The following is a 24,682-nucleotide window of genomic DNA, read 5'->3' as shown; positions in this document are numbered from 1 at the left end:
TCACACCCCCCGCTGCGATGCGGGCATGACGCGTGCCAGCACCAGATTGATGATCAGGTTGAAGGAGACGACCAGCACGATCGACACCACGAGGACGCCCTGCACCGCGGGTACGTCACCGGCCTGGGCGGAGTCGTTGGCGAATCTGCCGAAGCCCTGGAGGCCGAAGATCCACTCCGTGACGACGGAGGCGCCGACCAGGGCGGGGAACTTCTGGCCGAGTGTGGCGAGCGCGGGCCCGAGTCCGTTGCGCAGTACGTGGCCGAAGAAGATCCGCCGGGGGCTCAGTCCCCGTACCACCGCGCCGGTCACATAGTTCTCGTCGTAGGCCGAGATGAGGCTGGTGCGCAGCTGGCGGGCGACGTCGGCGATGACGTCGAAGCTCAGCGCGAGCGCGGGGAGGGTGATGTGGGCGAGCCAGCGGCCGAAGCCCTGCTCCGCCGGGATGTAGCCGGCCGAGGGGAACAGCTGGAGTCCGACCGCGAGGACCGCGACCAGCACGATGCCGACGACGAAGGCCGGCATCACCGAGATCACGGTGACGAACCCGGTGATCGCGCGGTCGATGACGGTGGTGCGCCGGAGGGCGGCCAGGGTGCCGAGACCGAACCCGGCCACCACCCCGATGATCAGCGCGAACGTGGCGACCGACAGGCTGACACCCAGGCCGAGGCCGATGAGGGTGGAGATGTCGGCCCCGTTGACCCAGCTGGTGCCGAGCTGTCCGTGCAGAACGCCGGTGAACCAGTCCCAGTACTGGGTCAGGAAGGGCTTGTCGAGGCCCCACTGTGCCTCGATCCGGTGGATCGCCTCGGGGGTCGCCTCCTCGCCCAGCTGGATGCGTGCCGGGCTGAGGCCGCTCAGCGACCGCAGGGCGAACGTCACGAACGTCGCGACCAGGAAAACCGGTACGAAGATCGCGACCGACCGGCCGAGGGCGGCCAGGACCCGGCCGGTGGCGTGCCGGGCCCCGGCCGCGGCGAGCCCGCGACGGCGGGCCGGAGCCACCGGTGGAGCGCTCGTCGTCATCGGGCTTGCCCCTCTCTCATCGAATACATGTCAGTTGCCTCGTGAGCCGGATCAGTTGGTGCCGTCGACAGTCACGCCGGTCCAGTCGATGTGGGCCGGGTTCTTCGGCAGTCCGGAGATCTGCTTGCTCTTGGCGATGAGGTTCGGCGCGGAGTAGGTGAAGACCAGCGCCTTGCTCCCGAGTCCGGCCCGGGTCGCCTGCTGAAGGGTTTCGGTGTACTTCGGCGAGTCCAGCGGCGTCCGGCGGACCTTGGCCACGGCCTCCTCGAAACCGTCCGGCTCGTACGGGGTGCTGAGGTTGAGCGGGCCGTCGGGGCCGAAGTGCGCCGTGAGGGTCTGCACGGCGGAGTCGCGGCCCGTGGTCGAGTACAGCGAGAACGTCAGGTTCTTGGCGAAGAACGGGGTGGCCCAGTTCTTGTCGATCCTGATGGTCACCTTGATGCCCACCGCGGCCAGCTGCGACTGCACGATCTCGGCCGCCGGGTCCTCGGCCGGGATGACCAGGGTGAGCTTGATGTCGCCGGCCTTGTGACCGGCGTCGGCCAGCAGTTGCCTGGACTTGTCCGGGTCGAAGGGGTAGTCGTTCGCCGACTTCGGGTCGTAGGCGACGTATCCCTTCGGGAAGGGCTGGTTGGTCGCCTCGCCGTAGCCGAAGGTCAGCTTGTCCACGAACTCCTTGCGGTTGACCGCGTAGCGGACGGCGTCGACGACCCGGTCGTCGTCGAACGGCGCCTTGTTGACGTTGAGGCTGATGTTGGAGGCGTTGAAGCCCGGCTGGGAGAAGACGTCCAGCCCGGCCTTCTTCGCGGCGTCCGCCTGGCTCGGATCGAGGTCCGCGAAGTTGTAGACACCGGTCTGCAGGCCGGAGACGACCGTCGAGGCGTCGGGGGCGGAGTTCAGCTCGACGTCGTCGATGTGGATGTTCTTCGCGTCCCAGTAGCCGGGGTTCTTGGTCAGAACGGCCTTGGTTCCGGGGACCAGTTGCTTGACGATGAACGGTCCTGCCCCGACCGGGTTCTGGTCCAGCCGGGCCGGGTCCGCGGCCGCCTTGGGGCTGGCGATCTGCAGGACGCGCTCGCCGAGCAGTTGCGGTATCTGGTAGTCGACCTGGGTGAGGTGGAGAACCGCGTCCAGTCCGTTGGCGTCCACGGATCTGATCGACGTCAGGTCGCCGAAGAGGGCGGAGTTCTTCTGCTTCTTGGCCCGTTCGACGGCGGCCTTGACCGCACTGGCGTCGACCGGCTCACCGTCGCTGAACTTCAGTCCGGGGCGTACGTGAAAGGTGATCCGGTCGCCGGCGGCGTTGTACTCCCAGCTCTCGGCGAGGTCGGGCACGGCCTTGCCGGACTCGTCGGTCCGTGTCAACGAGGCGTATACCAGAGCGAGTTCACGGAACTGGGCCCCGCTGCCGGAGACCACCGGATCCCAGTGGGCGGGGAAGTAGGAGGAGGCCCACTTCAGCGTGGCACCGCCGGACGAGGCGGCGACGTCGCCGCCGCAGGCGCTCAGGGCAGGGGTGAGCAGGGCGACGAAGGCGGTTCCCAGGGCCGCGGACCGAAGGCCGCCGGCCCGTCGGGCCGGCCGGACGCGGTGTCCGGGGCGGAGCGTCGTGAGTCGAGGGGACATCTCATTCTCTCTGTGACAGTCCCGCCCTGTTCCGGCCCGGATCGGGGCGGGAGGCCGGGGAAGGGCAGGCGGCTGGGCACCCGCGCCGGACCGGCACACGGGCATGCGGACAGCGGCGGTGGTGCGGGCCTTCGGGCAGGCCGGCCCTCGGCCAGGGGCGGGCGGGGAGGAGGGTGGGAGGCCCGGCCGTGCGTGGGACGGCGCTCCATGGGAAGCGCCGGGGCTCAGGGGCGGGCCGGGGTGCGGGATCCGGTGCGCGACGGTGCGCGGCGGAACGCGAAGGCAGGAAGTGCGGGGACAGGCGCGGCTCGGCGCCGCAACGGGCAGTCAGTGCTGCCGGCGGGCGTCAGGCGGGGCCTGTGGATCGGAGCGGTGGCCGATCAGCGACAGAGTGCGCTGGAGGTGCGCCGAAGATCCACGTATCGGCACACCACACCGGGGTGCGTCGTGAACATGGTGCACATCCTGCTGGCAGGCGTCGGCGTCTGTCAATGGACACCAATTGGTGTCTCATTCGGTGGAACGGTCTCTGACCGCAGATCAGAGCCCTGCCGGGGGCCGGGGACCGGTGGCCGGGTGCACCGCGGCCTCCCCGGGGTGCAGCCACACCGGCCCGTTCCCGGTATCCACCCGGACCGCGCCCGACGGCGGCAGGCCCCCTTCGGTGAGCAGCTCCGCCTCCGGCCCGGTCAGGCTCCGGTAACGCTCCAGGGCCTCGGCCGGCGGCAGGGGCACCGGAGGCTCCAGCAGCCCGGGGCAGAGCTCCTCGACCGCCGCCGCGTAGGCCGCGAAGGGCCGCCAGCCGGGCACCACCCGGTACCCGGCCGCCGAGCGGAACAGAAGGGTCGGGAGCGCGTACCGGAACCCGTCGTCGGGGGTCGGCCTGGCCGCGCCGGGGTGCGGCGATCCGTCGCGCACGGACAGCACTTCGGCGACCGGGCGGCGCGCCTCCGCCCGGTCGGCCCGTACCCGTTCGAGCACTTCGCCCGAGGCCGCGTCGGACTTCAGCCGGCCCGGATCCAGTCCGGGCACACCTCGCGCCGCGGACAGCGCGAGCGCGCCGGTGTCCGCCGGCTCCCCGAGCACGAACACGCTCTCCCGCAGCCGCCGCAGCACCCGCTCGGCCACGCCGGGCCCTTGGAGCTCCGCGGCCTTCGCGACGAGCGAGGAGGGCCAGGAGCTTGCCGCGACCCGGCTCAGCCGGGCCGCGCGGGGCGCCAGGGTGTGCGAGCTGATCTCCTCCACGTAGCCCGCGTACCAGGCCGTCTCGGCCGCCGGGTCGGGCGGCGGATCGTCATCGACGTCGAACAGGACGGCGTACGACCGCCGCCAGTGGACCCGCCCCGCCAGGGCCGCCCGCAGGCGGCGGAACACGGGCTCGGAGCCCCAGGCCCAGGGACACATCGGATCGGTGTACTCCACCACCTCCACCAAGGGCGGCGGCTGCGGCGTGCCCGTCACGAGACGCCGACCCCGGACTGCCGCTCCAGCGCACCCGCGGGCAGCAGGGAGGCCAGGGTGCGTCCGCCCAGGACCGCCGCCGCCTCCGCCTCGACCTGCCGCCACACACCGGGCAGGCCGACAGCCGGGCCGGGGTAGTCGAGCGCGGCCAGGGACTCACCGCGCAAGGTGATCACTTCGCCGTCGACGGCACGCACGATATCCAGAAGGGCGATCTCGCCGGCCGGCCTGCCGAGCCAGTAGCCGCCCTCGCAGCCGCGCTGGCTGCGCACCAGGCCGGCCCTGCGCAGTTCGCCCACGACGGACTTCAGGAACCGGAACGGGATTTCCTGTGAGGAAGCGATGGCCTCACAGGTGAGTGGACGGCCAGGCTCACGGGCGAGCTCCAGGAGGGCCCGCGTGGCGTAGTCCGCCTTCGCGGAGATATGCATGCCCACATCATGCCCGACACCCCTCCCGCGACAAGGGCTTCGCGGCGTCCCGGACCTGCATTGCGGCAACATTGCCGCAGGTGAAGGGTAATGGACACCTCTTGACATCCTTTTCCGTACCGCTCTAGCGTCCCTGCCATGAGCGAGCCGCTGACGACCCCCGGTGAAGGGTTCCACCCTCACCTCCACGACTCCCCCGGCCAGTCGGTCGCGCCCCTGAGCAGCCGGGTGCACCACATCCGTGCGGACGCCCTGGACGGCGACACCGCCCAGACCGGAGGCATGCGCAGGTTCGCAGCGGTCAGCGGAAAGACCGTAGGAGCGGAGAGGCTGTGGATGGGCCAGACCCACGTGGCCCCCGCGACCGCCTCCTCCGACCACCACCACGGTGAGTCCGAGACCGCCATCCATGTGGTCAGCGGACACCCCGAGTTCGTCTTCCTGGACGACTCGGGCGGCGAGCCGGAGGAGGTGCGGCTGCGCACGTCACCCGGCGACTACATCTTCGTCCCGCCCTTCGTGCCGCACCGGGAGGAGAACCCCGACCCGGCAGAGGAGGCCGTGGTCGTCATCGCCCGCAGCACGCAGGAGGCGATCGTCGTCAACCTTCCCCGGCTGTACGCGCTCGGCGACCCGCAGGCGTGACGGCCGGGACGCGACCGCGGAGTCAGCGCCAGGGGATGTTCCGCCACGGGCTGCCTCCGCTCTCCGTCAGCAGACGGTGCGCCGTGACATTGCTCCGGTAGTAGTCGCCGTAGTCCTCGCCGTCGAACCGCAGTACGCGGCCCAGCGCGTACCCCGCGGAGAAGTCCTCCCAGGAACGGTAGTCCGATCTGCTCAGCGCGCCGGCGTGGACGATGGCCTGCTCCGCCTCGTGCGGAACGCAGAATCGGGCGGACAGCCCCCATCTGGCCAGATTCACCGCCCGTCCGTAGTCGTAGGCGACGGTCGTGGTGACCCGGCCGTCCGGCGGGAGCAGCCCGTCGGCTCGGAACCGGGCCTCGTACCTGACGATGCGCCGTACGAGTTCCTCGATGCCCCTGACCGTGTCATGGCCCACCCCGATGTCCTGGGCGTGTCCGGCGGCCGTTTCGCGCCACAGGTCCGCGGACGGCGGCTCGCCCAGTCCGGCCCCGAGCTGTTCACGCACCCTGAGTACGAAGTCGGGCTCGGCCGGGCCGGTGCGCGCGTCCAGGAGGGCGTCCGACTCCTTTCGCCAGCCCGTCGGTTCGGTAATGCCCCAGGAGTCGCGCAGCAGCTCCAGCTCGCACACGTACTCGTGGTAGACGGTGCCCACCTCGTTCCAGGGCACGCCGTTGCCGACCGCCAGATGCGCTCCGCAGGCCAGCCCGTAGGCCAGCGGGCCGCGCAGCGCCCCGTGGCGAAGCGCGATCAGCCGGTCCTTTCCCGGGCGGTCGTTCTCCGCGTGGTAGCGCCGCCACATCGCGCGGTGCGGGGGTGTGGCCGGGAAGAGCAGCTGGGCGGGGGTGCCCGTGTTGACGGACAGCAGCTGGTGCGGGTCGCGCCAGTCGAACTCCGCCACCCACCTCAGGGAGACGCCGTGGAACACCCAGTCCGGGTGCCAGGGCGGCAGCATCCCACGGGTGAGTACCGGCCGGCAGTTCCGGCCGGTCCCGTCCCGGTACGGGCGCCAGGTGATCAGGTCGGGAGCGGCGTCCGCCTCGGACTTCGGCGCGACGATGTACAGCTCCTCACCGGCCAGCACCCGCAGTTGGGCCTCCGCGTCACCGCGTGCTCCCGCCTCGTACAGCAGATGTTCCGTTATCGACGGCGGCACCCAGGGGACGCCGTGGGCAGGGTGGCCGGGGTACGAGGGCGGAGTACTCATGACCATGCGATGTTCCGGTAGGGGCTGTCGGGGTCCTGCGTCAGGATCCGGTGCTGCGCGAGTGACTGCTCGTACGTCACCCCGGACTGGTCGTCCTCGTCGAAGTGCATCGCGCGGGCCAGCGAGTAGCCGAGCGAGAACCGCGACCAGGAGCTGTATGCCTGCCCGGCCAGGGCGCCGATCCGCAGCACGGCCTGTTCGGCTTCGTACGGGTCGCAGAGGCGGGCACCCAGCGCGAGCCGTACGACGTTGACGGCCCGTCCGTAGTCGAAGGCGGCCAGCGTGTCGACCCGTTCGTCGGCGCCGAGGGCGCCGTCCGCGCGGAGCCTGCCCTCGTACGTGACGGCCAGCCGCAGTGCCTCCTGGGCCTCGGCTGCCTCGGCCGGCGCGGGCCGGCGGCGCGTCAGCGCGGCGGACCACTCCGGGACGGTGGGGGTCCGGCCCAGACGCACCGCGAGGGTGCTGCGGACCTGGAGCACAGACTCGTAGGTACGGCCGACGAGCCGGGTGGTCAGCAGTGCTTCGAGAGTCTTCCGGTAGGCCGCGCGGTCCAGCACTCCCCAGGGATTGCGAAGCCGGGCGCGATCCGTCGAGTACCCCTGATAGGTGGCTCCCAGTTCGTTCCAGACGAGGCCGTTGTGTACGGCGAGATGGGCGCCGAGGGCCAGTCCGTGCGCGAGCGGGCCGTGCAGCGGGCCGGCCCCGGGGACCGGCCATGGGCCTTCTGCCACGCCCGGCGACGCCCCGGGCCGGCCGCGACAGTGACGGCATAGGGCGTACCCGGATTGATGACCAGCCACCGCACCCCGTCCGGCCAGCGGCGCCTGAGCCCGTCGAGGTCGATCGTCTCGGACACCCATTCCGGGTGCCAGGACGGCAGCGTGCCGGAGGTATGCGCGGTGACACACATCCGGCCCGGCGTCACGGGATCCGGGTGTGCGGTGAGGAGGGGAGCGTAGCCGGGAATGTCCGCGTGCAGCCGGGCGACGAGCACGTAGAGCGTGCTCCGGGCCAGGGCGTCCAGCATCGCGTCCCGGTCGCCGGCCGCCGCCGTCTCGTGGAGCAGCCGCTCGGTCCCGGTGGGCGGCCCCCACCCGGACAGCCGCACCCCTGCCCCGGGCACCCCGGTCTCCGTCGTTCCCGTTCCCCTCGTCACGTCCGGATCCTACGGAACGCCTCCGGCGGCCGGCGGGGTGAGGTGGGAATTGCCCGCTGCGCGCGGCGGGTTCCGCAGACTCAGTCCCTTGGTCGTGAGCCGGAGCAGCCGCCTCGCCGAGGCCGTGGGGTCGGGGTGATGTTCTGTGGCCATCGCGAAGCCGACGGCCAGTGTGATCAGGTCGGCCGCTGTGACATCCGGGTCCATGGCGCCGTCCCGCGCGGCGTCACCCAGTAGCGGTCCAGCTGCCTCCTGGAGCGTCGTCGAGCAGCTGTTGTCGTGCACGGACCCGTCGTAGGCGAGTGCGACCGCCAGTCCGCGGGCTCGCACGCAGTAGGCGACGACCTCATCGAACCATTCCATCAGAACGGCATACCGGTCGCCGCCGGGGCTGTCCGCCAGCTCGCGGGCGTGCGCCGCGAGGGCGTCGACCCGTTCACGGGAGACCGCCTCCAGCAGCGCCAGGCGTGAGGGGAAGTGCCGGCGCACCGTGGCCGAGCCGACTCCCGCGGTGCGCGCGATCTGCTCGAAGGACGCGTCGGCGCCATGTGCGGCGACCTCCTCCTCCGCCACCGCGAGGATGCGCAGGTAGTTGCGCCGGGCGTCGGCGCGCTGTCCGGGCATGGCGGCGGTCTCCAGATTTCGTTCCACTAAACGGCGGGGTCTGCCATATTGTAGCCAACACGAAACGGCGACCCCCGCCGTTTATCCTCCCGGGAGTGACCATGCCGATCTCATCCGCAGCACCCGTGCTCGTCGCCGGCGCCACCGGCAAACAGGGGGGCGCTACCGCACGCGCCCTGCTCGCCGCGGGAACTCCCGTCCGTGCCCTGGTGCGTGACGCCACGGCGGCGCGGGCCCGAGCGGTCGAGGAGCTGGGGGCCGAACTGGTCACCGGCGACCTCGACGACCGTGCGTCCCTGGCCCGCGCCGCCGCGGGCGCCCGTGCGGTGTTCTCCGTGCAGATGCCCGCCCTGACCGCGGACGGCTTCGACTTCGACGGGGAGGTGACTCAGGCGCGCAACCTCATCGAGGCCTCCCGCGAGGCCGGCGTGCCGCACTTCGTCCACACCTCCGTGACCGGGGCCGGACAGCACGTCGAGACCCCTGGCTGGGCCGAGGGCCGCTGGGCCTCGATGGAGGGGACCCTGGGGGCCAAAGCCGCGATCCAGGAACTGGTCCGGGCGGCGGGCTTCCCGCACTGGACACTCCTCAAGCCGGGCTTCTTCATGGAGAACTTCCTGCCCTCCAGCGCCTTCCTGTTCCCCCGCGGCATCGAAGGGGGCCTGGTCAGCGTCCTGAACCCCGATACCCGCCTGTCCCTGGTCGCGGTCGACGACATCGGAGCCGCGGCCGCGGCAGCCGTCGCCGACCCGGACACCTTCGACAAGGTCGAACTGGAGCTGGCCAGCGACCACCTGTCGATGACACAGATCGCCGGGGTCCTCTCCCGGGCCCTGGGCACGCGCCTGACGGCACCGGACATGACCGAGGCACAGGCCCGGGCGGCCGGGATGCCCGGATCGGGCGCCACTCACGAGTACCTCAACGTGGCCGAACAGCCGGGCCGCCCCCAGTACGCCCGGGACCTCGGCATCCCCCTCACCACCTTCGAGACCTGGGCCCGCACCTACATGAGCCCCACCGCGTAGGTCACGGAACACCCTGTGGCGGATCCGCCCCGAGGTCCGGGCCGCAGCACCTGCCCGGCAGTCCGCGATCGTCGCCTTCCGCCCGGCCGGGACCGGAACGGGCCGTACACGTGGGATTCCTGACGGCAACCCGGAGGAAACACTCCGTCCCTACGGTCTCTCCTACGCCGGTCATGGCTGCGAACGGCCGGCGTGCGTGGAGGGGCTCCGGCCCCCGGCGCTAACCAGCCGTCTTCCGCCGAGCTTTCAGGGAGGAACGATGGCTGTGTCCACGCATGCCGTCGCGCCCGCGCCGCCGGGCCCGCACCCCGTCGATGTCCGGCCGCCGCTGCGCCGGCTGGTGCCGCTGAGCCTGCAGCATCTGCTGGTCGCGTACGCGGGCATGGCGACGATGCCGTTGCTCGTGGGCACCGCGCTCGATCTGCCCGAGGACCGGATACGGCTGCTCATCAGTGCCAATCTGCTGGTGAGCGGGCTCGCCACGCTGTTGCAGTCGCTCGGTGTGATGCGGGTCGGGGCCCGGCTGCCGATCGTGATGGGCTCGACGTTCACGGCGATCACGCCGGCCGTGCTGATCGGCGGGGAACACGGGCTCGCCGCGGTGTTCGGGGCGACGATCGTGTCAGGGCTGGTGACGTTGGCCGTCGCGCCGTGGTTCGGTCGGTGGCTGCACCTGTTTCCGCCGCTGGTGACCGGGACCGTGATCGCCGTGATCGGCTTCTCGCTGGTGCCGTCGGCGGCCGGGCTCGTCGCCGGCGGCCACGGCGCCCCGGGTGGTCGCGGGCTGGCCCTGGCGGCGGTGACCGTGGCTCTCGTGGTGCTGGTGGAGCGGCTCGCGCCGCCCGCCCTGGCCCGGTTCTCCGTGCTCGTCGCCCTGGCCGCGGGGACCGTGCTCGCGGTGCCGCTGGGGCTGTTCGACGGATCGGCCGTCGCGGACGCGCACACGGTGACGGTGCCGGACCCGACCGCCTTCGGAGCGCCCGCGTTCGTCGTCCCGGCGATCGTCGCGATGCTCGTCGTACAGCTCGTGAACATGGTCGAGTCCGTCGGTGACACACTCGCCGTCGGGCAGATCGTCGGACGCGGCGACGACGCGCCCACCGTCGTGCGGGCCCTGCGCGCGGACGGGGTGGCGACCGCGGTGTCGGGAGCGCTGGCCTCGTTCCCTGTCGTGACGTTCGGGCAGTCGGTGGGTCTGGTCAGCGTCACGCGGGTGCGCAGCCGCCATGTCGTCGCGCTGTCGGGCGCGTTGATGGTGGTGCTCGCGTTCGTACCGGTTCTCGGCGCGGCCGTCGCCGCCGTGCCGGGCCCGGTCCTCGGCGGGGTCTCGCTGGTCATGTTCGGCATGGTCGGCGCGGTGGGTCTGCGCGTCCTGGCGCGGGCGGACCTCACAGACTCCCGCAACCTGCTGACCGCGGCGCTCGCCTTCGGGCTCGGGATGATCCCGGTCGGCGCTCCGGACTTCTACGCGCCACTCCCCTCGTTCGCCCGCACGGTCCTGGACAGCGGCATCGCCGTCACCGGCATCGTCGCCTTCGCCCTGAACCTGTTGTTCCACCACACGCCCCGGTTCCGGAAGGACGACACCCGATGACGACATCCGGCATCGACACGATCACCGACGTCACCGTCTTCAGCGAGGGCCGCTGGCGGACCGGCACGGACGTCCACCTGGCCGGGGGGCGGATCAGCGCTCTCGTACCGGCGGGTGAACTCCCCCGGGGGGAGAGGGTTCTGGAGGGGTCCGGCGGACATCTCGTCCCCGGCCTGGTGAACACCCACACACACCTCTTCCAGGCGGGTCTGCGCGGCATCGGCGAGGGACTGCCGCTGCTCGCGTGGCTCAGCGCCCTGGGCGAGGAGGCGGCCCTGCTCACCCCCGAGCGGGCCTACGCGACCGCGGCGGCCGCCGCCGCCGAGGCGCTGCGCAGCGGTACCACCACCCTCGTCGAGCACATGTGGCCGCACCCGTCGCCGGGGGTGCACGACGCGGTCCTGCGGGCGCTGCGCGACAGCGGGATACGGGCCGTGCTGTGCCGGGGCGTCGCGGACCGGGCGGACAGCGGCCGCGCATGGGGCTTCGACCCGCGGCTGATGCAGCCGCTGGAGGAAGCGCTCGCGCACACGGACGAGCTGATCGCGGCGGCGCGTGGCAGCCGGGTCGGGGTGGGTGTCGCCGTACCCAACCCGCGGTGTCTGACGCCCGAGGGGATGGCCGCGGTGCGCGCGTACGCCGACGAGCGCGGCCTGCCCGTCTCGTTGCACCTCCTGGAGACGACGACGGACGACACGATGTGCCGCGAGCACACGGGGGCCGGCGCCGTGGAGTATCTGGAGCGGGCCGGGTTCCTGTGGGACCGGCTGCTCGCCGTGCACTGCGTGGAGCTCGACGCGCCGGGCCGCGCGACGCTCGCCCGGCACGGCGTCGGCGTCTCGTACAACCCGCTCAGCAACATGCGCCTGGGCAGCGGGATCGCTCCGGTGCCGGAGATGCTGGCCGCCGGGCTACGGGTCGGGCTCGGCGTCGACGGCGCCGCGAGCAACGACACCCAGGACATGATGGAGGCCCTGCGCATCGGCGCCTATCTGCAGCGTGCCGCGCACCGCAAGGCGGACCTGCTCGGGTTCCCGGAGATGTTCTCGCTGGCCTGGAACGGGGCGAACCACGTGCTCGGCCTGGAGGAGCGCCCGGACGGCGTGCGCGCCGGCATGCAGGCCGACCTCGTCCTCCACCGCTTCGGCAGGGACTACGCCTGCCTTCCGGTACGTGATCCGGGGGCCACGCTGCTGACGTGTGCGGGCAGCCGGACCGTGGCAGCGGTCATGGTCGACGGCGAGGTCCTGGTGCGGGACGGCGAGCATGTCCGGCTCTCAGCGGCCCAGTTGGCGGCCGGGCTGAGCTTTACGGCGGCGTAACACCGTGGTCCCCGGCGGAAACACCCGCCGGGCAGGCTGAACACATCGCGTGCGGGCCCCGGGGCAACGGGGCCCGCACCAGCCCACGGCGCCGGACCCGCGAAGGGGTCCGCCGCGACCGTGCCCGCGGGCCTCTGAGCGTCCGCGGTGGGGAGTGCAGGGGCGGTGACTGCATCCCGGAAACCCACGATCGCTTCGAGGAGCGACACCGCGATGACTGACACGACTGAGACGGCTGAAGCGACCGCTGAGACAGCAGAGACGACCGCGTCGACGGCGAGGGCCGAACCGGCTGAGACGGCTGAATCGAGCGGGACGGCTGGGACGACCTACAGTCTGGCCGAGCTGTCCAGGGAGACACGCATGGGCGGTGCCGGGACGGAGACCTCCGGCCGGGAGATCCGCAGGATCGACCTCAGCGACTTCGACAGCCGCAAGGCCGAGATCACCGAACAGCTGTGGACCGCCGCCACCGATATCGGCTTCTTCCAGCTCGTGCACCACGGCATCGGACAGGACGCCGTGGAAGGGGCGTTCGCCGATGCCGAGCGGTTCTTTGCCCTGCCGGAGGAGACCAAGGCCCGGCACGCCCTGAAGAAGGGACTCAACTCGGGCTGGGAGTCCATGACCCAGATCCGTCCGTCGGTCGGGACGCCGGACCAGAAGGAGTCGTACCAGCTGACCCGGCCGCACATGGACGGGCTGTGGCCGGACGAGGCGCTGCCCGGCTTCCGGGAGCGCTCGCTCGCCTTCGAGGCGCGGTGCAGGGAACTGGCGATGCGCGTGCTGTCCTGCTTCGCCGACAGGCTGGGCCTGCCCGACGGGTTCTTCACGCGCGCCCACGACCCGGCCAGTGATCAGTACCAGTCGACGCTGCGCATGCTGCACTACTTCGCGGTCCCCGAGGACGTCGTGATCCCGGCGGACGTCTGGCGCGCGGGTGCGCACACGGACTTCGACTGTCTGACGCTGCTGTTCCAGCGCGACGGGCAGGGCGGGCTCCAGGTGTGCCCGGGCAAGGAGGCCGAGGCACAGGAGTGGACGCCGGTCGAACCGGCCGACACCGTGATCACCTGCAACATCGGGGACATGCTGACGCGGTGGAGCGACGACCGGCTGCCGTCCAACTTCCACCGGGTCAAGTCGCCCGGCCCCGGCGACGACCGGTCGGCCCGCCACAGCATCGCGTTCTTCGCGCAGGCCGACCGTGACGTGGTGATCCAGGGGCCCGCGGGCCGCTACCCGGCGATCACCGCCGCGGACTACATCCAGCAGCGCATAGCCGCCAACTTCGCACGCTAGAGGGGAGGGTGACGTGACGGTGTCCACCAGAAGCAGCGGTCCCGGACGGCTCGCGGTGCTCGGTCTGCAACATGTGATCGTGATGTACACCGGGTGTGTGACGGTGCCGCTGGTGTTCGGCGCGGCGGCCGGTCTCGACGCGGCGACGGTCGCCGTGCTGATCAACGCCGACCTGCTCGTCGCGGGCATCGTCACGATCATCCAGGGAGCCGGGGTCGGCCGGATCCTGGGGGTGCGGATGCCGGTGATGGCGGGCGCGGCGTTCACGGCGGTGACGCCGATGATCCTCATAGCCGGGGAGTACGGACTGCAGGCGGTGTACGGGTCGATGCTGGCGGCGGGGGTCTTCGGCCTGCTGGCGGCCTATCCGTTCGCGAAGGCGGTGCGCTTCTTCCCGCCGCTGGTGAGCGGGGTCGTGATCACGGTGGTGGGGCTCGCGCTGATCGGCGTCGGGGTGAACCTGATCGTCGGCGGCGATCCGAAGGCCGCCGACCACGCCGCGCCCTCGCGGCTCGCACTCGCCGCCTTCGTCGTGATCGTGATCCTCCTCGTCGCCCGCTTCGGCCGTGGCTTCCTCGCCCGGACCGGCGTCCTGCTCGGCGTGCTGGCGGGGACGGCGGTCGCGGTGCCGTTCGGCTTGGTGGACGTCTCGGCCGCGCGTACGGCGGACTGGATCGGGGTCAGCGCTCCCTTCCACTTCGGAGCGCCGCGGTTCCCCGCGGTCGCGGTGCTCTCCATGTGCGTCGTGATGCTCGTCCTCTTCGCGGAGTCGACGGCGGATCTCCTCGCGGTCGCGGAGCTGACCGGCAGGAGGCTGACAACCGCGGACATGGCACGCGGCCTGGCGGCGGACGGCCTCTCCGGTGTCCTGGGCGGCGTCATGAACGCCTTTCTGGACACGGTGTTCGCGCAGAACGTCGGGCTGGTGACGATGACGAAGGTCCGCAGCCGGCACGTCGCCACCGTGGCGGGATGCCTGCTGCTGGTGCTCGGGCTGATCCCCAAACTGGGCGCGCTGGTCGCCGGGTTGCCGGAGCCGGTGGTCGGTGCGGCGGGCCTGGTGATGTTCGCGACGGTCGCCACCGTCGGCATCGGCACGCTCCGCGCGGTGGACTTCGACGGCACGCACAACCTGCTGATCGTGGCCGTGTCGATCGGTGCCGGCATGGCCCCGGAGGTGGCCCCCGATCTGTACAGCAGGCTTCCGGAAGGGGTGGGGATCGTGCTGGGCTCGCCGGTGACGAGCGCGACGCTGGTGGCGTTCGGACTGAACCTGGCGTTCAACGGACGGGGACCGGCGCACTTCCGGCGCGCGGAACCGGTCGACGTGCCGGCCTGAATCCGTGCCCGGACCGATGCCGCAATCACCTCGGGCTCCCGCTCGGGCGACCTGCCGCGGCACGGCGAACTCGGCGGCGGTGAACCGGAAACGCACGTCGCCTCCGACCTTTCAGCTGGACCGCCCTGTCGGCCAAGGACTGCGTCGACGTGCGGGTGCGGATGACGACGATCGACGAAGCGCGTGACGGACCGCCGCCGGCCGCGATCGGCTTCCGGTGCCGGCCGGAGCCGTGGAACCGCGTCGAGGTGCCGAACGGCCACCGTTGCCGCGAGCTCGTCTTCGCACCGCCCGTCGGTGCCCGCTCGTGCACCGTCCATCTCCGCCCTCAGCCGGCGGAGCTCAACAGGCCCGGCGGGTCGACCACGCCGAACCCGGCCGCGGGTGGACCGTCCTTGAGCGTCACCCAGTCCGGACGGCGAGCCTTGAGCGTCAGCGCCCCGGCCCGCGGATCGGCAAGGCCGATCTTCTCCGCCCCGCAGGGCGAAGACCCAGGCAGCGACCGCGTCGGCGCGCATGACGTCCACCACAACGGCCACGGAAGGGACTTCGAACAGTCCCGCGGTACGGCGACATGGGCGTCCATCCGTTCATGATCGCGCAGGTATCCGGTCACCGTTCAAAGCACAACATTTCTTGCGTCATCTCCGTCGATATTTTCGCAATGTGCGCGCACTATTGCCGACGCGTAACCGTGTCGTTACGATCCCCGCAGCGGAATCCTGACCCACCGGCTTCCCAACTAGCCCTGGGACAGCTGTAGTTGACCTAGTCGAGGAGATTCCTGATGGGCGTCACACGCCGGACATTCATGCAAGCGGTGATCGCGGTCACGGCCGTGGGCGCGGCAGGGGGCACGCAGACCGCCCTGGCCGGGGCCGCGGTGGCCGCCGGCAGTCCGCCCGGCGACGTGGTGGGGAAGGTCACCGTCGGTTATCAGGGCTGGTTCGCCTGTACCGGCGACGGCGCCCCGATCAACGGCTGGTGGCACTGGACCCAGGACTGGGGCCGGCCGCCGTCCCCGTCGAACACCGGCACCAAGTGCTGGCCCGACATGCGGGAGTACACGCACAGCTACCCCACGGCCTACGCCAACCTCGGCAACGGGCAGCCGGCGGCGCTGTTCTCCTCCTACGACCAGCAGACCGTCGACACCCACTTCCAGTGGATGCGGCAGTACGGCATCGACACGGCCGCGCTGCAGCGTTTCAACCCGACCGGCGGCGAGGGCCCGACCCGCGACGCGATGGCCGTCAAGGTGCGCTCCGCCGCCGAGGCGCACGACGTGAAGTACTACGTGATGTACGACGTCACCGGCTGGACCGGCATGCGGTCGGAGATCAAGGCCGACTGGACCAACAAGATGAAGGCCCACACCGCCTCGCCCCAGTACGCCACCCAGAACGGGCTGCCGGTGGTGTGCATCTGGGGCTTCGGCTTCAACGACGAGAACCACCCGTTCTCCACCGATGCCTGCCTGGACGTCATCAACTGGTTCAAGGCCCAGGGCTGTTACGTCATCGGCGGCGTGCCGCGCGAATGGCGTACGGGTGGCGCGGGAACGCGCACCGGGTACACGGACGTCTACCACGCCTTCCACATGATCTCCCCGTGGATGGTCGGCGCGATCGGCAACGCCGGCGACTCCGACAACGCCTACTCCACCTACACCGTCGGCGACGAGGCGGACTGCGCGGCGCACCACATCGACTACCAGCCGTGCGTGCTGCCCGGCGATGTGTCCGGCCGGCAGCGCGCGCACGGCGACTTCATGTGGCGGCAGTTCTACAACATGTGCCGGGCCGGGGTGCAGGGCATCTACATATCGATGTTCGACGAGTACAACGAGGGCAACCAGATCGCCAAGACCGCCGAGACCCAGGCGTGGGTTCCGACGGGCTCCGGGTTCCTGGCGCTGGACGAGGACGGCACCGCCTGTTCGTCCGACTACTACCTGAGACTGACCGGCGACGGCGGCCGGATGCTGAAGGGCGAGATCGCCCTCACCCCGGTCCGGCCCACCCCGCCGACAACCCCGGGCGGATCCGACACCACCGCGCCCACCGCCCCGGCGAGGCTGCGGGTCACCGACCGCAGCAGCAATTCGGTGACGCTGGCCTGGGACGCGGCGACCGACAACGTCGGTGTCACCGGCTACCGCGTGCTGCGGGTGGACGGCCAGTCGGGCACCCAGGTGGGCGCCGCCACCGGCACCTCGTTCACCGTCACCGGGCTCGCCCCGGCCACGGATTACGTCTTCCACGTGGTCGCGCTCGACGCGGCCGGCGGCGTCTCGCTCCCGTCGAACCGGGTCACCGCCACGACCGCGGCGGGCGGCGGCACCACGGACCTGGCCCTGCGCCGGCCGACCGCGGAGAGCGGTCACACCCAGGGCTACGGCTCCGGCAACGCGGTGGACGATGACCCGAACAGCTACTGGGAGTCCGCGAACAACTCCTTCCCGCAGTGGATCCAGGTCGATCTCGGCGCCGCGACCACCGTCCGGCGGATCGTGCTCACCCTGCCGCCGTCCAGCGCCTGGGGCGCCCGTTCCCAGACGGTCTCGGTCCATGGCGGCATCGACAGCGGCGCCTCCGGTCAACTGCTCGCCGCGGCGGACCACCGCTTCGACCCGGCGAGCGGCAACACCGCGACCCTCACCCTGCCGGCGAGCTCACCCATCCGGTACGTACGGCTGACCTTCACGGCCAACACCGGCTGGCCGGCCGCCCAGCTCTCCGGCCTCAAGGTCTACGCGGCCTGAGCCACCGGGGCGGGGCCCGGGGACCCCTCTACGCTGTACGGGCCGACCACGACCGCGGCCCGTACAGCACCTACTATCGGATCCCATGATCGTATGGCTCAACGGCACCCACGGTGCGGGCAAGACGACGACCAGCGCCCTCGTGCAGCAGCTGATCCCGGACTCACGGGTGTTCGACGCCGAGCAGGTCGGCGGAATGCTCATGGACATCAAACCCGGGCTGCCCTGGACGGGCAACTTCCAGGACTGGCCGCCGTGGCGGCCGCTCGTCGTCGAGACCGCCCGCCACGTGCTCGCATACACCGGCGGCACCCTGGTGGTGCCCATGACGGTCCTGGTCGAGCCGTACTGGCGCGAGATCAGCACGGGCCTCGCCCACCATGGCATTCCGGTAAGGCACTTCGTCCTCCACGCCGATCAGGACACCCTCCGCGGGCGCATCGAGGGCGACGCCCATCTCGGCCCCTCCACCTTCCGCCTCAAGTACCTGGAGCCCTACGCGGAGGCGGCCCGCACGTGGCTCCACAGCGAGGCCGAGGTCGTCGACACCACGCGGCTCACCCCCGCCCAGTCCGCCCAGCAGATCGCGGAGGCCGTCAACGGCTGAGGACAGGCGGCAGGCGGCAGGCGGCAGGCGGCAGGCGGCAGGCGGCAGGCGGCAGGCCATGCGGTCACAACGGGGCGGCAGGGGGCAACGGGCAACGGGCAACGGGCAACGGGCAACGGGCAACAAAATAATTTTGCAGGTTCTGCATTTTTGCCTACTATGCAAGATGTGCCGACCAAGAAGCCCTCCGTCTCCGGGTCTCCCGAGCGCAAGAAGCCGTCCTCGCCGGGGCTCCGGGAGCGCAAGAAGCGGGCGACGCGCAACGCCCTCGCGGAAGCAGCCGTACGCCTGGCCGCCGAGCACGGCGTGGAGAACGTCACGGTCGAGGCGATCAGTGAGGCCGCCGGGGTATCGCCCCGGACGTTCTTCAACTACTTCCCCAGCCACGACGACGCGTTCGTGCTGATCGACGAGGCGGTGGGCGAGCGGATCAGGGAGGCCGTGCGCCTCGCCCCGGCCGATCGTCCGCCGCTCGACGTGATACGCGACGCGCTCACCGACGAGCTCGGCGGGTTCGAGCAGCGCAAGGAGTTCTGGGCCCTCCAGGCCAAGGTCTTCCAGCGTTCCCCCCACCTCATCCAGCGCGGCCTGCAGGCCCAGGTGGCGGACCAACGGGCCCTGGCCGCCGCCATCGCCGACTGGCTCGACACCGGGACCGGGGCCGCCGACGCGGCCCCGGATTCGGCGGGTGCTCCGGCCGGGCCCCGTACGGCGGCCGACAGCCTCTTCCCCCAACTGCTCGCCGCGATCGCCCAGACCGCTGTGCGGGTCGCCATCGAGCACTGGTGCGACCACCCCGGAAAGGTGGAACTCGCGGACACCTTCCAGGAGGTGTTCGTCCAGCTCGCCCAAGGCCTGCCGCGGCCGTCCGGGTAGCCGCCGCGCCTCCCACCGGTACGGCCGCCCCCCTCTCCTCACCATCGACCTCTGTTCTGCCCCAGCACCGAAGAAGGACACCGTGACCGCAATCGAGGCGCCCGAAGAGGCGCCTTCCTCCATGTCCAACCGGCAGATACTCCAAGCGATGTCCGGCCTGATGGCAGGCATGTTCGTCGCCATCCTCGCCGGTACCGTCGTCGCCAACGCGCTGCCGCGCATCATCGCGGACCTCGGCGCCAGCCAGTCCGCGTACACCTGGGTGGTGACGTCCGAACTCCTCGCGATGACGGCGACCGTGCCGCTCTGGGGCAAGCTCGCGGACCTGTTCAACCAGAAGCTGCTGCTCCAGCTCTCGCTCGGCCTGTTCGTGGTCGGTTCGCTGGTGGCCGGATTCTCGCAGGACGTCAACACACTGATCGTCAGCCGTGTCATCCAGGGCATCGGCGCCGGTGGCCTCACCGCGCTCGCCCAGATCGTGATGGCGGCCATCATCCCGCCGCGCAGGCTGGGCAAGTACGCGGGCATCTTCGGCGCCGTCTTCGCCGTCGGCACGGTCGCCGGTCCGCTGATCGGCGGTGTCCTCGTGGACACCTCGTGGCTCGGCTGGCGTTGGTGCTTCTTCGTCGGTGTGCCGTTCGCACTGGCCGGAATCCTGCTGCTCCAGCGCACTCTGAAGCTGCCGACCGTACGCCGCCAGGTCAGGATCGACTGGCTGGGCGCCTTCCTGATCGTCGCCGGCGTCTGCGCGCTGCTGATCTGGACCTCGCTCGCCGGCAACAACTTCGACTGGGCGTCCTGGCAGACCGCCGCCCTGGTGATCACCGGCGTGGTGCTGCTGACCGCCGCGGTCTTCGTGGAGTCGCGGGCGGCCGAGCCGATCATCCCGCTGGAGATCTTCCGCAACCGCACCGTCACCCTGACCACCCTGGGCAGCTTCTTCGTCGGCATCGCGATGTTCGCCGGAACGGTGTTCCTGTCGCAGTACTTCCAGATCTCCCTGGGCAAGTCACCGACCGTCGCGGGCTTCATGAGCCTTCCGCTGATCGGCGGTCTGCTGGTGTCCTCGACCGTCGCCGGGCAGATCATCGCCGCGACCGGCAAGTGGAAGCGGTACCTCGTCGCGGGCGCCGTCATCATGACGGCCGGGCTCGGCATGCTGTCGACCATCGACGCCGACACGCACTTCGGACTCCTCAGCCTCTACATGGCGTTCATGGGCATCGGCGTCGGCATGCTGATGCAGAACCTGGTGCTCGCCGCCCAGAACGACGTACCCGCGCACGAACTGGGCGCGGCCACGTCCGTACTGTCCTTCTTCCGCAGCCTCGGCGGCACCGTCGGGACCAGCGTGCTCGGCGCGGTGCTCGCCAACCGGGTCGCGAGCGAGATGACCAAGGGCCTCGCGGAGAACGGCCTCCCGGCGCCGGCCGGTGGCCACGGCAGTGCCGTACCGGACATGACCACGCTGCCCGAGCCGATGAAGAACATCGTCGAGCACGCCTACGGAGTCGCCACCGGCGACCTCTTCCTCATCGCCACGCCCTTCGCCTTCCTCGGCCTGCTGGCGGTGCTCTTCATCAGGGAGAAGCCCCTCAAGACCACCAGCGGCATGGAGCGGCTGGCCGCGGAGGCGGCCCCCGGTCCCGAGGACCAGGAAGCGCGCCCGCTGCTCCCCGAGCCTCCCGCTCCCCGGCAGGGAGAGGCGGGGGAGCCCGAAACGACCAGGCACTGACGGGGCACCCTGTGCCAGGATGCACGGCATGTCCGGTCGCGCACTGAGCTTCGGAACGATTGCGGAAGCGTACGAACGGTTCCGGCCGGGGTATCCCGTGGAACTGTTCGACGTGGTGATGGCGTACGCCGGTCAGCCGGTCTCCACCGCCCTGGAGATCGGCGCCGGGACCGGCAAGGCGACCCGCGTGCTGGCCCGGCGGGGGGTCTCGGTCACGGCGACCGATCCTGACGCGGCCATGCTCGCCGAGCTGCGCAAGCACGTACCGCCGGGCGTCAGGACGGCACGGGCCGCCTTCGAGGAGCTGCGGCCGGACGGGAGATTCGGACTCGTCTACGCGGCAGCGGCGTTGCACTGGACGGATCCGGCGGGCCGGTGGTCCCGCGTGGCCGGGCTGCTGGAGCCGGGCGGCGTTTTCGCCTCGTTCGGCAGGCCGGTGGGACTGGCCGACCCGGCAGTCGAGGAGGCCGTCCGCGCGGCACGGGCGCCGTTCCTGGAGAGCGACGGTGTCCCGTCCCCGGACGGGACACCTCAGGGGCACGACATGCAGTGGCCGGGCACTGAACTCCAACGGTCCGAGTGGTTCGACGGGGTTCAGCAGTCCGTGCTCGAAAGCCGCCTGACGATGAGTGCGGACGACTTCGTCGGATACCTCTCGACCGTTTCGGCCTACATCGTCCTGCCGCAGCCGCAGCGGGCGCAGGTTTTCCGCCGGATCCTGCGCGTTCTGCCCGGGACGGTCGAGCTCTCCGCCGACATCGTCGTCCATCTCGCCCGTCGGCGGACCGAGGTGTAGCGCGGGGGCTGCGGCGCCGGGAACGGGTCCCCCGCGCCGTAGCCCCCGCGCTCGCGCTCCCGCGCCGCCGCGCGGGACGGGGTGGGCTACTCTCCGGTCCGGGTTCCCCCGGCGTTCACCCGCACCCCGTTGACGGTCAGCGTCCCGTCGTGGTGCGCGGTGACCTTCGCGGTCATCGCACCCGCGAGATCGATCCGCTGCCAGCTGCCCCCGTCGCCCTGCTCGTCCAGGGCCGAGCCCGAGGGGATCTGGGTAGCGGCGAGTACCGTGCGCCGCTGGACGCCGGTGAGCTTCGGGTGCGACGTGCGCAGCAGGTCCTCCGCCCCGTCCGGAACGGCGGGCGGCAGTCCCTCGGCGCCGATGTGCGGGAACCCGTAGGTCATCCGCTGCTTGTACACCTGGAGCGCCTCGTCCGTGGGGAGGTACGGCGTCCCCCGTCCGGCGCACCGTGTGAGCGACTCGCCCGCTCCGGTCTCACGGCACTTCTGTACGAGGACGGCTCGCAGCTCGGTCTTCGCCTGCTCCAGGAGTGTGCGGAACTCCGGGTCGGACCAGCGCAGCTGGGCGGTCTTCTCGCCGACGATCCGTCCTCCCATGATGTCGGTCGGGTAGTGGAAGGACAGCAGGATGCGGTTGTCGCCGTACTCGGAGGCGCGCGCCAGGATCTGCGGTGCCAGTTCGGGCAGCAGGGTGGCGAGGACGATGCCCTGGGCGTAGCCGTGGCTGGTGTGCCCGCTCGGGAAGGAGCCGTCGTCCGCGAGACCGGCGTAGCCGCCGGGGCTGTCCCACGGCTTGATGAGTCCCTGGTCGTCCGTGAACCCCATCCGGACGAAGGGGCGCTTGTACCGGTAGTTGTTCTTGGCTGTCTGGTACCAGTCGGCCGGCGAGTCCGGGGTGTGTTCGACCCGGCCGGACAGCAGCGCCTCGGTCTTGGGGAGTTCGCCGTTCTTCAGCGACTGCTCGTACAGCCGGCCGAGGGTCGTGCCCAGCCCGTCCGCCATGGTCCGGTAGGGACTGTTCGCACCGTCCACGAGTGCCTTGTGGACCTGGGGGTCTGCGGGGCCCGAGGGGGCGTTGTTGATGTCGATGACCGTCCGGTCGTCGATCGCGGTCAGTTCCTCGTACGTCGTTCCCTTGGGCAGGACCTCGTTGGCCCCCATGACCGACGGCTCGTTCCGGGCGGCGTCGAACGAGCGCAGCAGCCAGGTGAAGTAGTCACCGCCGCCGGGTGCGGCGGGCTGGGTGTCGGAGGCGTACGAGGTTCCCAGCTGCTCTTCGGTGAAGGGCAGGGAACCGGTGGTCTGCGTGAGCGGGCCGGGCCCGAAGTAGACGTCCGAGCTGGTGCTGTTGCACTGATGGATCTCGACGGCCAGCGTGTTGGTCCCCGGGCGCAGGGCGGAGGCCGGTACGCCGAAGCGCGCGGTGGCCGGGTCGCCCTCGCCCGGGGTCCCGTCCGGGGTCTCGTACTGGAGGTTCTTCGTGATCTCTCCGTCGCCGTGGCCGGCGATGCGCCTGCCGTTGAGGTAGACGGTGACGGTGTCGTCGTAGACGACCGTGCCGACGAGTCCGCTGATCGCGTCCAGGGAGGCCCGGTCCATCGAGAAGGAGGTACGGAAGAAGTACGCCTCGGTACTGTCACCCGCGTCCTTGCGGAGCCTGAGCTTCGTACGGACTGGGAAGCCGGCCCCGAGGTCGGTGCCGTCGTTCTTCGCGCCGAAGGGACCGGCGGCCGTCTGCCAGGGAACGTCCCCCGCGTCGAAGCCGGTCCGGGTCCACGCCGTGCGGTCCTCGTTGCCGCGCGCAGGGTCGACGTCCGGGGTGTCGAGGTAGCTCCAGCCGGCCGAGGCGTCGACGACGGCCTTGCCGATGCTGACGTCGTCGATCCAGCCCCTGGGCCCGGGGCCCGGCTTGGCGTGCGCGTCGTCGTAGCGGAGCAGGATGTCGCTGACGTGCTTCCCGGCGAGCGCGCCGAGGCCGGCCGAGACGGTGTTCCACTCCCCCGGGGTCAGCTTCCCGTTCGCCGTCCGCACCTCGCGGGTGCGGGGGCGGCGACCGTCCGGATCGGTGTAGCGGACGTCGAGCGCGACGTGGGCGGAGGCGGCGTCGTCCGGGCGGACGGCGTAGCTGAGCCGCGACCCGCGCACCAGGGGGACGTCGAGGCCGGAGCGCAGGACGACGGTGGAGGAGGCCGGTCCGGGGGCGAGGACCCGGCCCGCGTACCGCAGCGCGGCCGAGCCGTCCGCCGCTCCGACGGAGTCGGCGTTCTCGACCGCGACCCCGAGACCGGCGGCCGTGGATCCCGCGGAACTGCGCAGGGTCCAGTCGGCGAGCTGGAGCTTCGAGCGGTCGTCGGTCGAACCCTGGCACCGGTCGGCGCAGTTGTCTGTGACGCGGAGCTGGTAGTGGCGGTACGCGTGCGGGGCGGTGACCGGATAGAAGTCGGTCTGGCCACGGGCGCCGAAGCGCTGTTCCTTCCGCTGGTCCAGGACGTGCCACGAGGAGTCGTCCGCGTCCGTCGCGGCGGAGTCGCTGTCGCTGCCGAGCACGGTCCACGCGGCCGGGTCGCGGGGCGGCGCGTCGTTCGCGGAGGTGAGCGAGTAGCCGGTGACAGCCGCCGGGGCGCGCAGGGTGTAGATCGCGTACACGGGCTCCGCCTCGGTGGGCCGTCCGCTGTCGCGGGCGTACCACTTGGTGCCGGAGTCCTGATCGGAGAGGCTGTTGACGCCTTCCCGCGCGCTCGTGTCGTTGGGGTGGCCGGACCGTACGTCGCGCACGGTGGTGGTGACCTCGGTGGTCTCGCCGCGCAGGTTACGCGCCTGGCCTCGGGCTGGGAAGCCTGCGGGCCGGGGTGTCCCGGGCTCGTAGGAGGTGGCCCAGTAACCGCCCGCCTCCGGGGCCACTTCGGCCGGTCGGGCCGAAGTGGCGGAGGTGGCCGCGGCGGCCGGGCCCGTCCCCGCCACGAGTGACGCCGCCACGAGCACGGCTACGACCACGCCAGCGCCCGCGTCCCGCCCACGTCTGCTGAACACCCGCACGACTCGCCTCTTCTCTGCGGACAACGTTGTCACCTGCCGAGCCTGAGGGTCTGGCAGGAGGCATGTCAACGCTCAGGAGACCGCGTGTCGTGTTCGCACCGCCGGGGT

19 protein-coding genes and 1 pseudogene are annotated in these 24,682 nt (G+C 71.3%); 11 read left to right on the top strand and 9 right to left on the bottom strand.

The genetic code is table 11. The features are described 5' to 3' along the window. From ACIP89_RS24780 to ACIP89_RS24765, 4 genes are all read right to left on the bottom strand, one after another. Window positions 1–1,029 carry an ABC transporter permease gene (locus tag ACIP89_RS24780; RefSeq protein ID WP_402116750.1) on the bottom strand — a complete coding sequence of 343 codons (1,029 nt, stop codon included), beginning with the start codon at window positions 1,027–1,029 and terminating at the stop codon, window positions 1–3. Window positions 1,030–1,080: 51 nt separating this feature from the next. Continuing rightward, window positions 1,081–2,655: an ABC transporter substrate-binding protein gene (locus ACIP89_RS24775; protein WP_401924165.1), complete on the bottom strand. Its 1,575-nt coding sequence runs from the start codon at window positions 2,653–2,655 to the stop codon at window positions 1,081–1,083. Window positions 2,656–3,195: 540 nt separating this feature from the next. Beyond that, window positions 3,196–4,059, bottom strand: a complete 864-nt coding sequence (locus ACIP89_RS24770) for a DsbA family protein (RefSeq protein WP_402116838.1) — start codon at window positions 4,057–4,059, stop codon at window positions 3,196–3,198. 53 nt (window positions 4,060–4,112) lie between these two features. Continuing rightward, window positions 4,113–4,547 (bottom strand): RrF2 family transcriptional regulator, encoded by a 435-nt coding sequence (locus tag ACIP89_RS24765; protein WP_401926174.1) that lies wholly within the window; start codon window positions 4,545–4,547, stop codon window positions 4,113–4,115. A gap of 138 nt (window positions 4,548–4,685) precedes the next feature. Between ACIP89_RS24765 and ACIP89_RS24760 the strand changes: the two genes are divergently transcribed. Then, window positions 4,686–5,192, top strand: coding sequence for a cupin domain-containing protein (locus ACIP89_RS24760; protein WP_401924170.1), 507 nt, complete (start codon window positions 4,686–4,688; stop codon window positions 5,190–5,192). A 22-nt stretch (window positions 5,193–5,214) separates the two neighbouring features. Here the strand turns inward: ACIP89_RS24760 and ACIP89_RS24755 are convergent, their stop codons facing one another. The 3 genes from ACIP89_RS24755 to ACIP89_RS24745 form a co-directional block, all read right to left on the bottom strand. Further along, complete coding sequence (locus tag ACIP89_RS24755; RefSeq protein WP_402116747.1) at window positions 5,215–6,396, bottom strand: DUF1266 domain-containing protein; 1,182 nt, start codon at window positions 6,394–6,396, stop codon at window positions 5,215–5,217. Further along, window positions 6,393–7,127, bottom strand: a complete 735-nt coding sequence (locus ACIP89_RS24750) for a DUF1266 domain-containing protein (RefSeq protein WP_402116745.1) — start codon at window positions 7,125–7,127, stop codon at window positions 6,393–6,395. Before ACIP89_RS24750 ends, ACIP89_RS24755 begins: the two co-directional genes overlap by 4 nt. A gap of 434 nt (window positions 7,128–7,561) precedes the next feature. Then, window positions 7,562–8,176 (bottom strand): TetR/AcrR family transcriptional regulator, encoded by a 615-nt coding sequence (locus ACIP89_RS24745; protein WP_401924176.1) that lies wholly within the window; start codon window positions 8,174–8,176, stop codon window positions 7,562–7,564. A gap of 101 nt (window positions 8,177–8,277) precedes the next feature. Here ACIP89_RS24745 and ACIP89_RS24740 point away from each other — a divergent pair, with 101 nt between their 5' ends. The 5 genes from ACIP89_RS24740 (at window position 8,278) to ACIP89_RS24720 (ending at window position 14,761) form a co-directional block, all read left to right on the top strand. After that, complete coding sequence (locus ACIP89_RS24740) at window positions 8,278–9,204, top strand: NmrA family NAD(P)-binding protein (protein ID WP_402116743.1); 927 nt, start codon at window positions 8,278–8,280, stop codon at window positions 9,202–9,204. Between the two features lie 259 nt (window positions 9,205–9,463). Then, complete coding sequence (locus tag ACIP89_RS24735) at window positions 9,464–10,798, top strand: uracil-xanthine permease family protein (protein WP_401926183.1); 1,335 nt, start codon at window positions 9,464–9,466, stop codon at window positions 10,796–10,798. Continuing rightward, window positions 10,795–12,120 carry an amidohydrolase family protein gene (locus ACIP89_RS24730; protein ID WP_401926186.1) on the top strand — a complete coding sequence of 442 codons (1,326 nt, stop codon included), beginning with the start codon at window positions 10,795–10,797 and terminating at the stop codon, window positions 12,118–12,120. The genes ACIP89_RS24735 and ACIP89_RS24730 overlap by 4 nt, the downstream gene beginning before the upstream one ends. Before the next feature lie 363 nt (window positions 12,121–12,483). Then, the gene (locus ACIP89_RS24725) at window positions 12,484–13,422 is read left to right on the top strand and encodes an isopenicillin N synthase family dioxygenase (protein ID WP_402116742.1); all 939 of its coding nucleotides are present in this window, start codon (window positions 12,484–12,486) and stop codon (window positions 13,420–13,422) included. A gap of 19 nt (window positions 13,423–13,441) precedes the next feature. Then, window positions 13,442–14,761 (top strand): nucleobase:cation symporter-2 family protein, encoded by a 1,320-nt coding sequence (locus tag ACIP89_RS24720; RefSeq protein WP_402116740.1) that lies wholly within the window; start codon window positions 13,442–13,444, stop codon window positions 14,759–14,761. A 337-nt stretch (window positions 14,762–15,098) separates the two neighbouring features. Here ACIP89_RS24720 and ACIP89_RS24715 read toward each other — a convergent pair. Beyond that, window positions 15,099–15,318 (bottom strand): annotated as a pseudogene (locus ACIP89_RS24715) (2-phosphosulfolactate phosphatase); the annotation flags it as partial. Window positions 15,319–15,548: 230 nt separating this feature from the next. On the opposite strand from ACIP89_RS24715, the gene ACIP89_RS24710 reads away from it, so the two are divergent. The 5 genes from ACIP89_RS24710 (at window position 15,549) to ACIP89_RS24690 (ending at window position 21,539) form a co-directional block, all read left to right on the top strand. Beyond that, on the top strand, window positions 15,549–17,525 hold the full coding sequence (locus ACIP89_RS24710; RefSeq protein ID WP_402116738.1) for a discoidin domain-containing protein: 1,977 nt from the start codon (window positions 15,549–15,551) through the stop codon (window positions 17,523–17,525). 85 nt (window positions 17,526–17,610) lie between these two features. Further along, complete coding sequence (locus ACIP89_RS24705; RefSeq protein ID WP_401924196.1) at window positions 17,611–18,132, top strand: ATP-binding protein; 522 nt, start codon at window positions 17,611–17,613, stop codon at window positions 18,130–18,132. A gap of 168 nt (window positions 18,133–18,300) precedes the next feature. Continuing rightward, the gene (locus ACIP89_RS24700) at window positions 18,301–19,008 is read left to right on the top strand and encodes a TetR/AcrR family transcriptional regulator (protein ID WP_402116737.1); all 708 of its coding nucleotides are present in this window, start codon (window positions 18,301–18,303) and stop codon (window positions 19,006–19,008) included. 121 nt (window positions 19,009–19,129) lie between these two features. After that, entirely contained in the window at window positions 19,130–20,743 is a 1,614-nt protein-coding gene (locus ACIP89_RS24695) for an MDR family MFS transporter (RefSeq protein ID WP_401925542.1), read from the top strand. 97 nt (window positions 20,744–20,840) lie between these two features. Next, window positions 20,841–21,539: a class I SAM-dependent methyltransferase gene (locus ACIP89_RS24690; protein ID WP_402116736.1), complete on the top strand. Its 699-nt coding sequence runs from the start codon at window positions 20,841–20,843 to the stop codon at window positions 21,537–21,539. An 86-nt stretch (window positions 21,540–21,625) separates the two neighbouring features. On the opposite strand, the gene ACIP89_RS24685 is transcribed toward ACIP89_RS24690, so the two are convergent. Then, window positions 21,626–24,532 (bottom strand): phosphatase PAP2 family protein, encoded by a 2,907-nt coding sequence (locus ACIP89_RS24685; RefSeq protein ID WP_402116837.1) that lies wholly within the window; start codon window positions 24,530–24,532, stop codon window positions 21,626–21,628. Window positions 24,533–24,682: the final 150 nt, after the last annotated feature.

Source organism: Streptomyces sp. NPDC088730 (assembly GCF_044751215.1).
Taxonomy (GTDB): domain Bacteria; phylum Actinomycetota; class Actinomycetes; order Streptomycetales; family Streptomycetaceae; genus Streptomyces.
This window is presented reverse-complemented; position numbering and strand designations above follow the sequence as displayed.

Bases quoted from the DNA above. Each gene is read 5' to 3' on its own strand.
- ACIP89_RS24775 (WP_401924165.1), bottom strand. From the start codon at position 2,655: ATGTCCCCTCGACTCACGACGCTCCGCCCCGGACACCGCGTCCGGCCG.
- ACIP89_RS24780 (WP_402116750.1), bottom strand. From the start codon at position 1,029: ATGACGACGAGCGCTCCACCGGTGGCTCCGGCCCGCCGTCGCGGGCTC.
- ACIP89_RS24760 (WP_401924170.1), top strand. From the start codon at position 4,686: ATGAGCGAGCCGCTGACGACCCCCGGTGAAGGGTTCCACCCTCACCTC.
- ACIP89_RS24745 (WP_401924176.1), bottom strand. From the start codon at position 8,176: ATGCCCGGACAGCGCGCCGACGCCCGGCGCAACTACCTGCGCATCCTC.
- ACIP89_RS24765 (WP_401926174.1), bottom strand. From the start codon at position 4,547: ATGCATATCTCCGCGAAGGCGGACTACGCCACGCGGGCCCTCCTGGAG.
- ACIP89_RS24725 (WP_402116742.1), top strand. From the start codon at position 12,484: ATGGGCGGTGCCGGGACGGAGACCTCCGGCCGGGAGATCCGCAGGATC.
- ACIP89_RS24705 (WP_401924196.1), top strand. From the start codon at position 17,611: ATGATCGTATGGCTCAACGGCACCCACGGTGCGGGCAAGACGACGACC.
- ACIP89_RS24710 (WP_402116738.1), top strand. From the start codon at position 15,549: ATGGGCGTCACACGCCGGACATTCATGCAAGCGGTGATCGCGGTCACG.
- ACIP89_RS24755 (WP_402116747.1), bottom strand. From the start codon at position 6,396: ATGAGTACTCCGCCCTCGTACCCCGGCCACCCTGCCCACGGCGTCCCC.
- ACIP89_RS24735 (WP_401926183.1), top strand. From the start codon at position 9,464: ATGGCTGTGTCCACGCATGCCGTCGCGCCCGCGCCGCCGGGCCCGCAC.
- ACIP89_RS24770 (WP_402116838.1), bottom strand. From the start codon at position 4,059: ATGTGTCCCTGGGCCTGGGGCTCCGAGCCCGTGTTCCGCCGCCTGCGG.
- ACIP89_RS24730 (WP_401926186.1), top strand. From the start codon at position 10,795: ATGACGACATCCGGCATCGACACGATCACCGACGTCACCGTCTTCAGC.
- ACIP89_RS24695 (WP_401925542.1), top strand. From the start codon at position 19,130: ATGTCCAACCGGCAGATACTCCAAGCGATGTCCGGCCTGATGGCAGGC.
- ACIP89_RS24740 (WP_402116743.1), top strand. From the start codon at position 8,278: ATGCCGATCTCATCCGCAGCACCCGTGCTCGTCGCCGGCGCCACCGGC.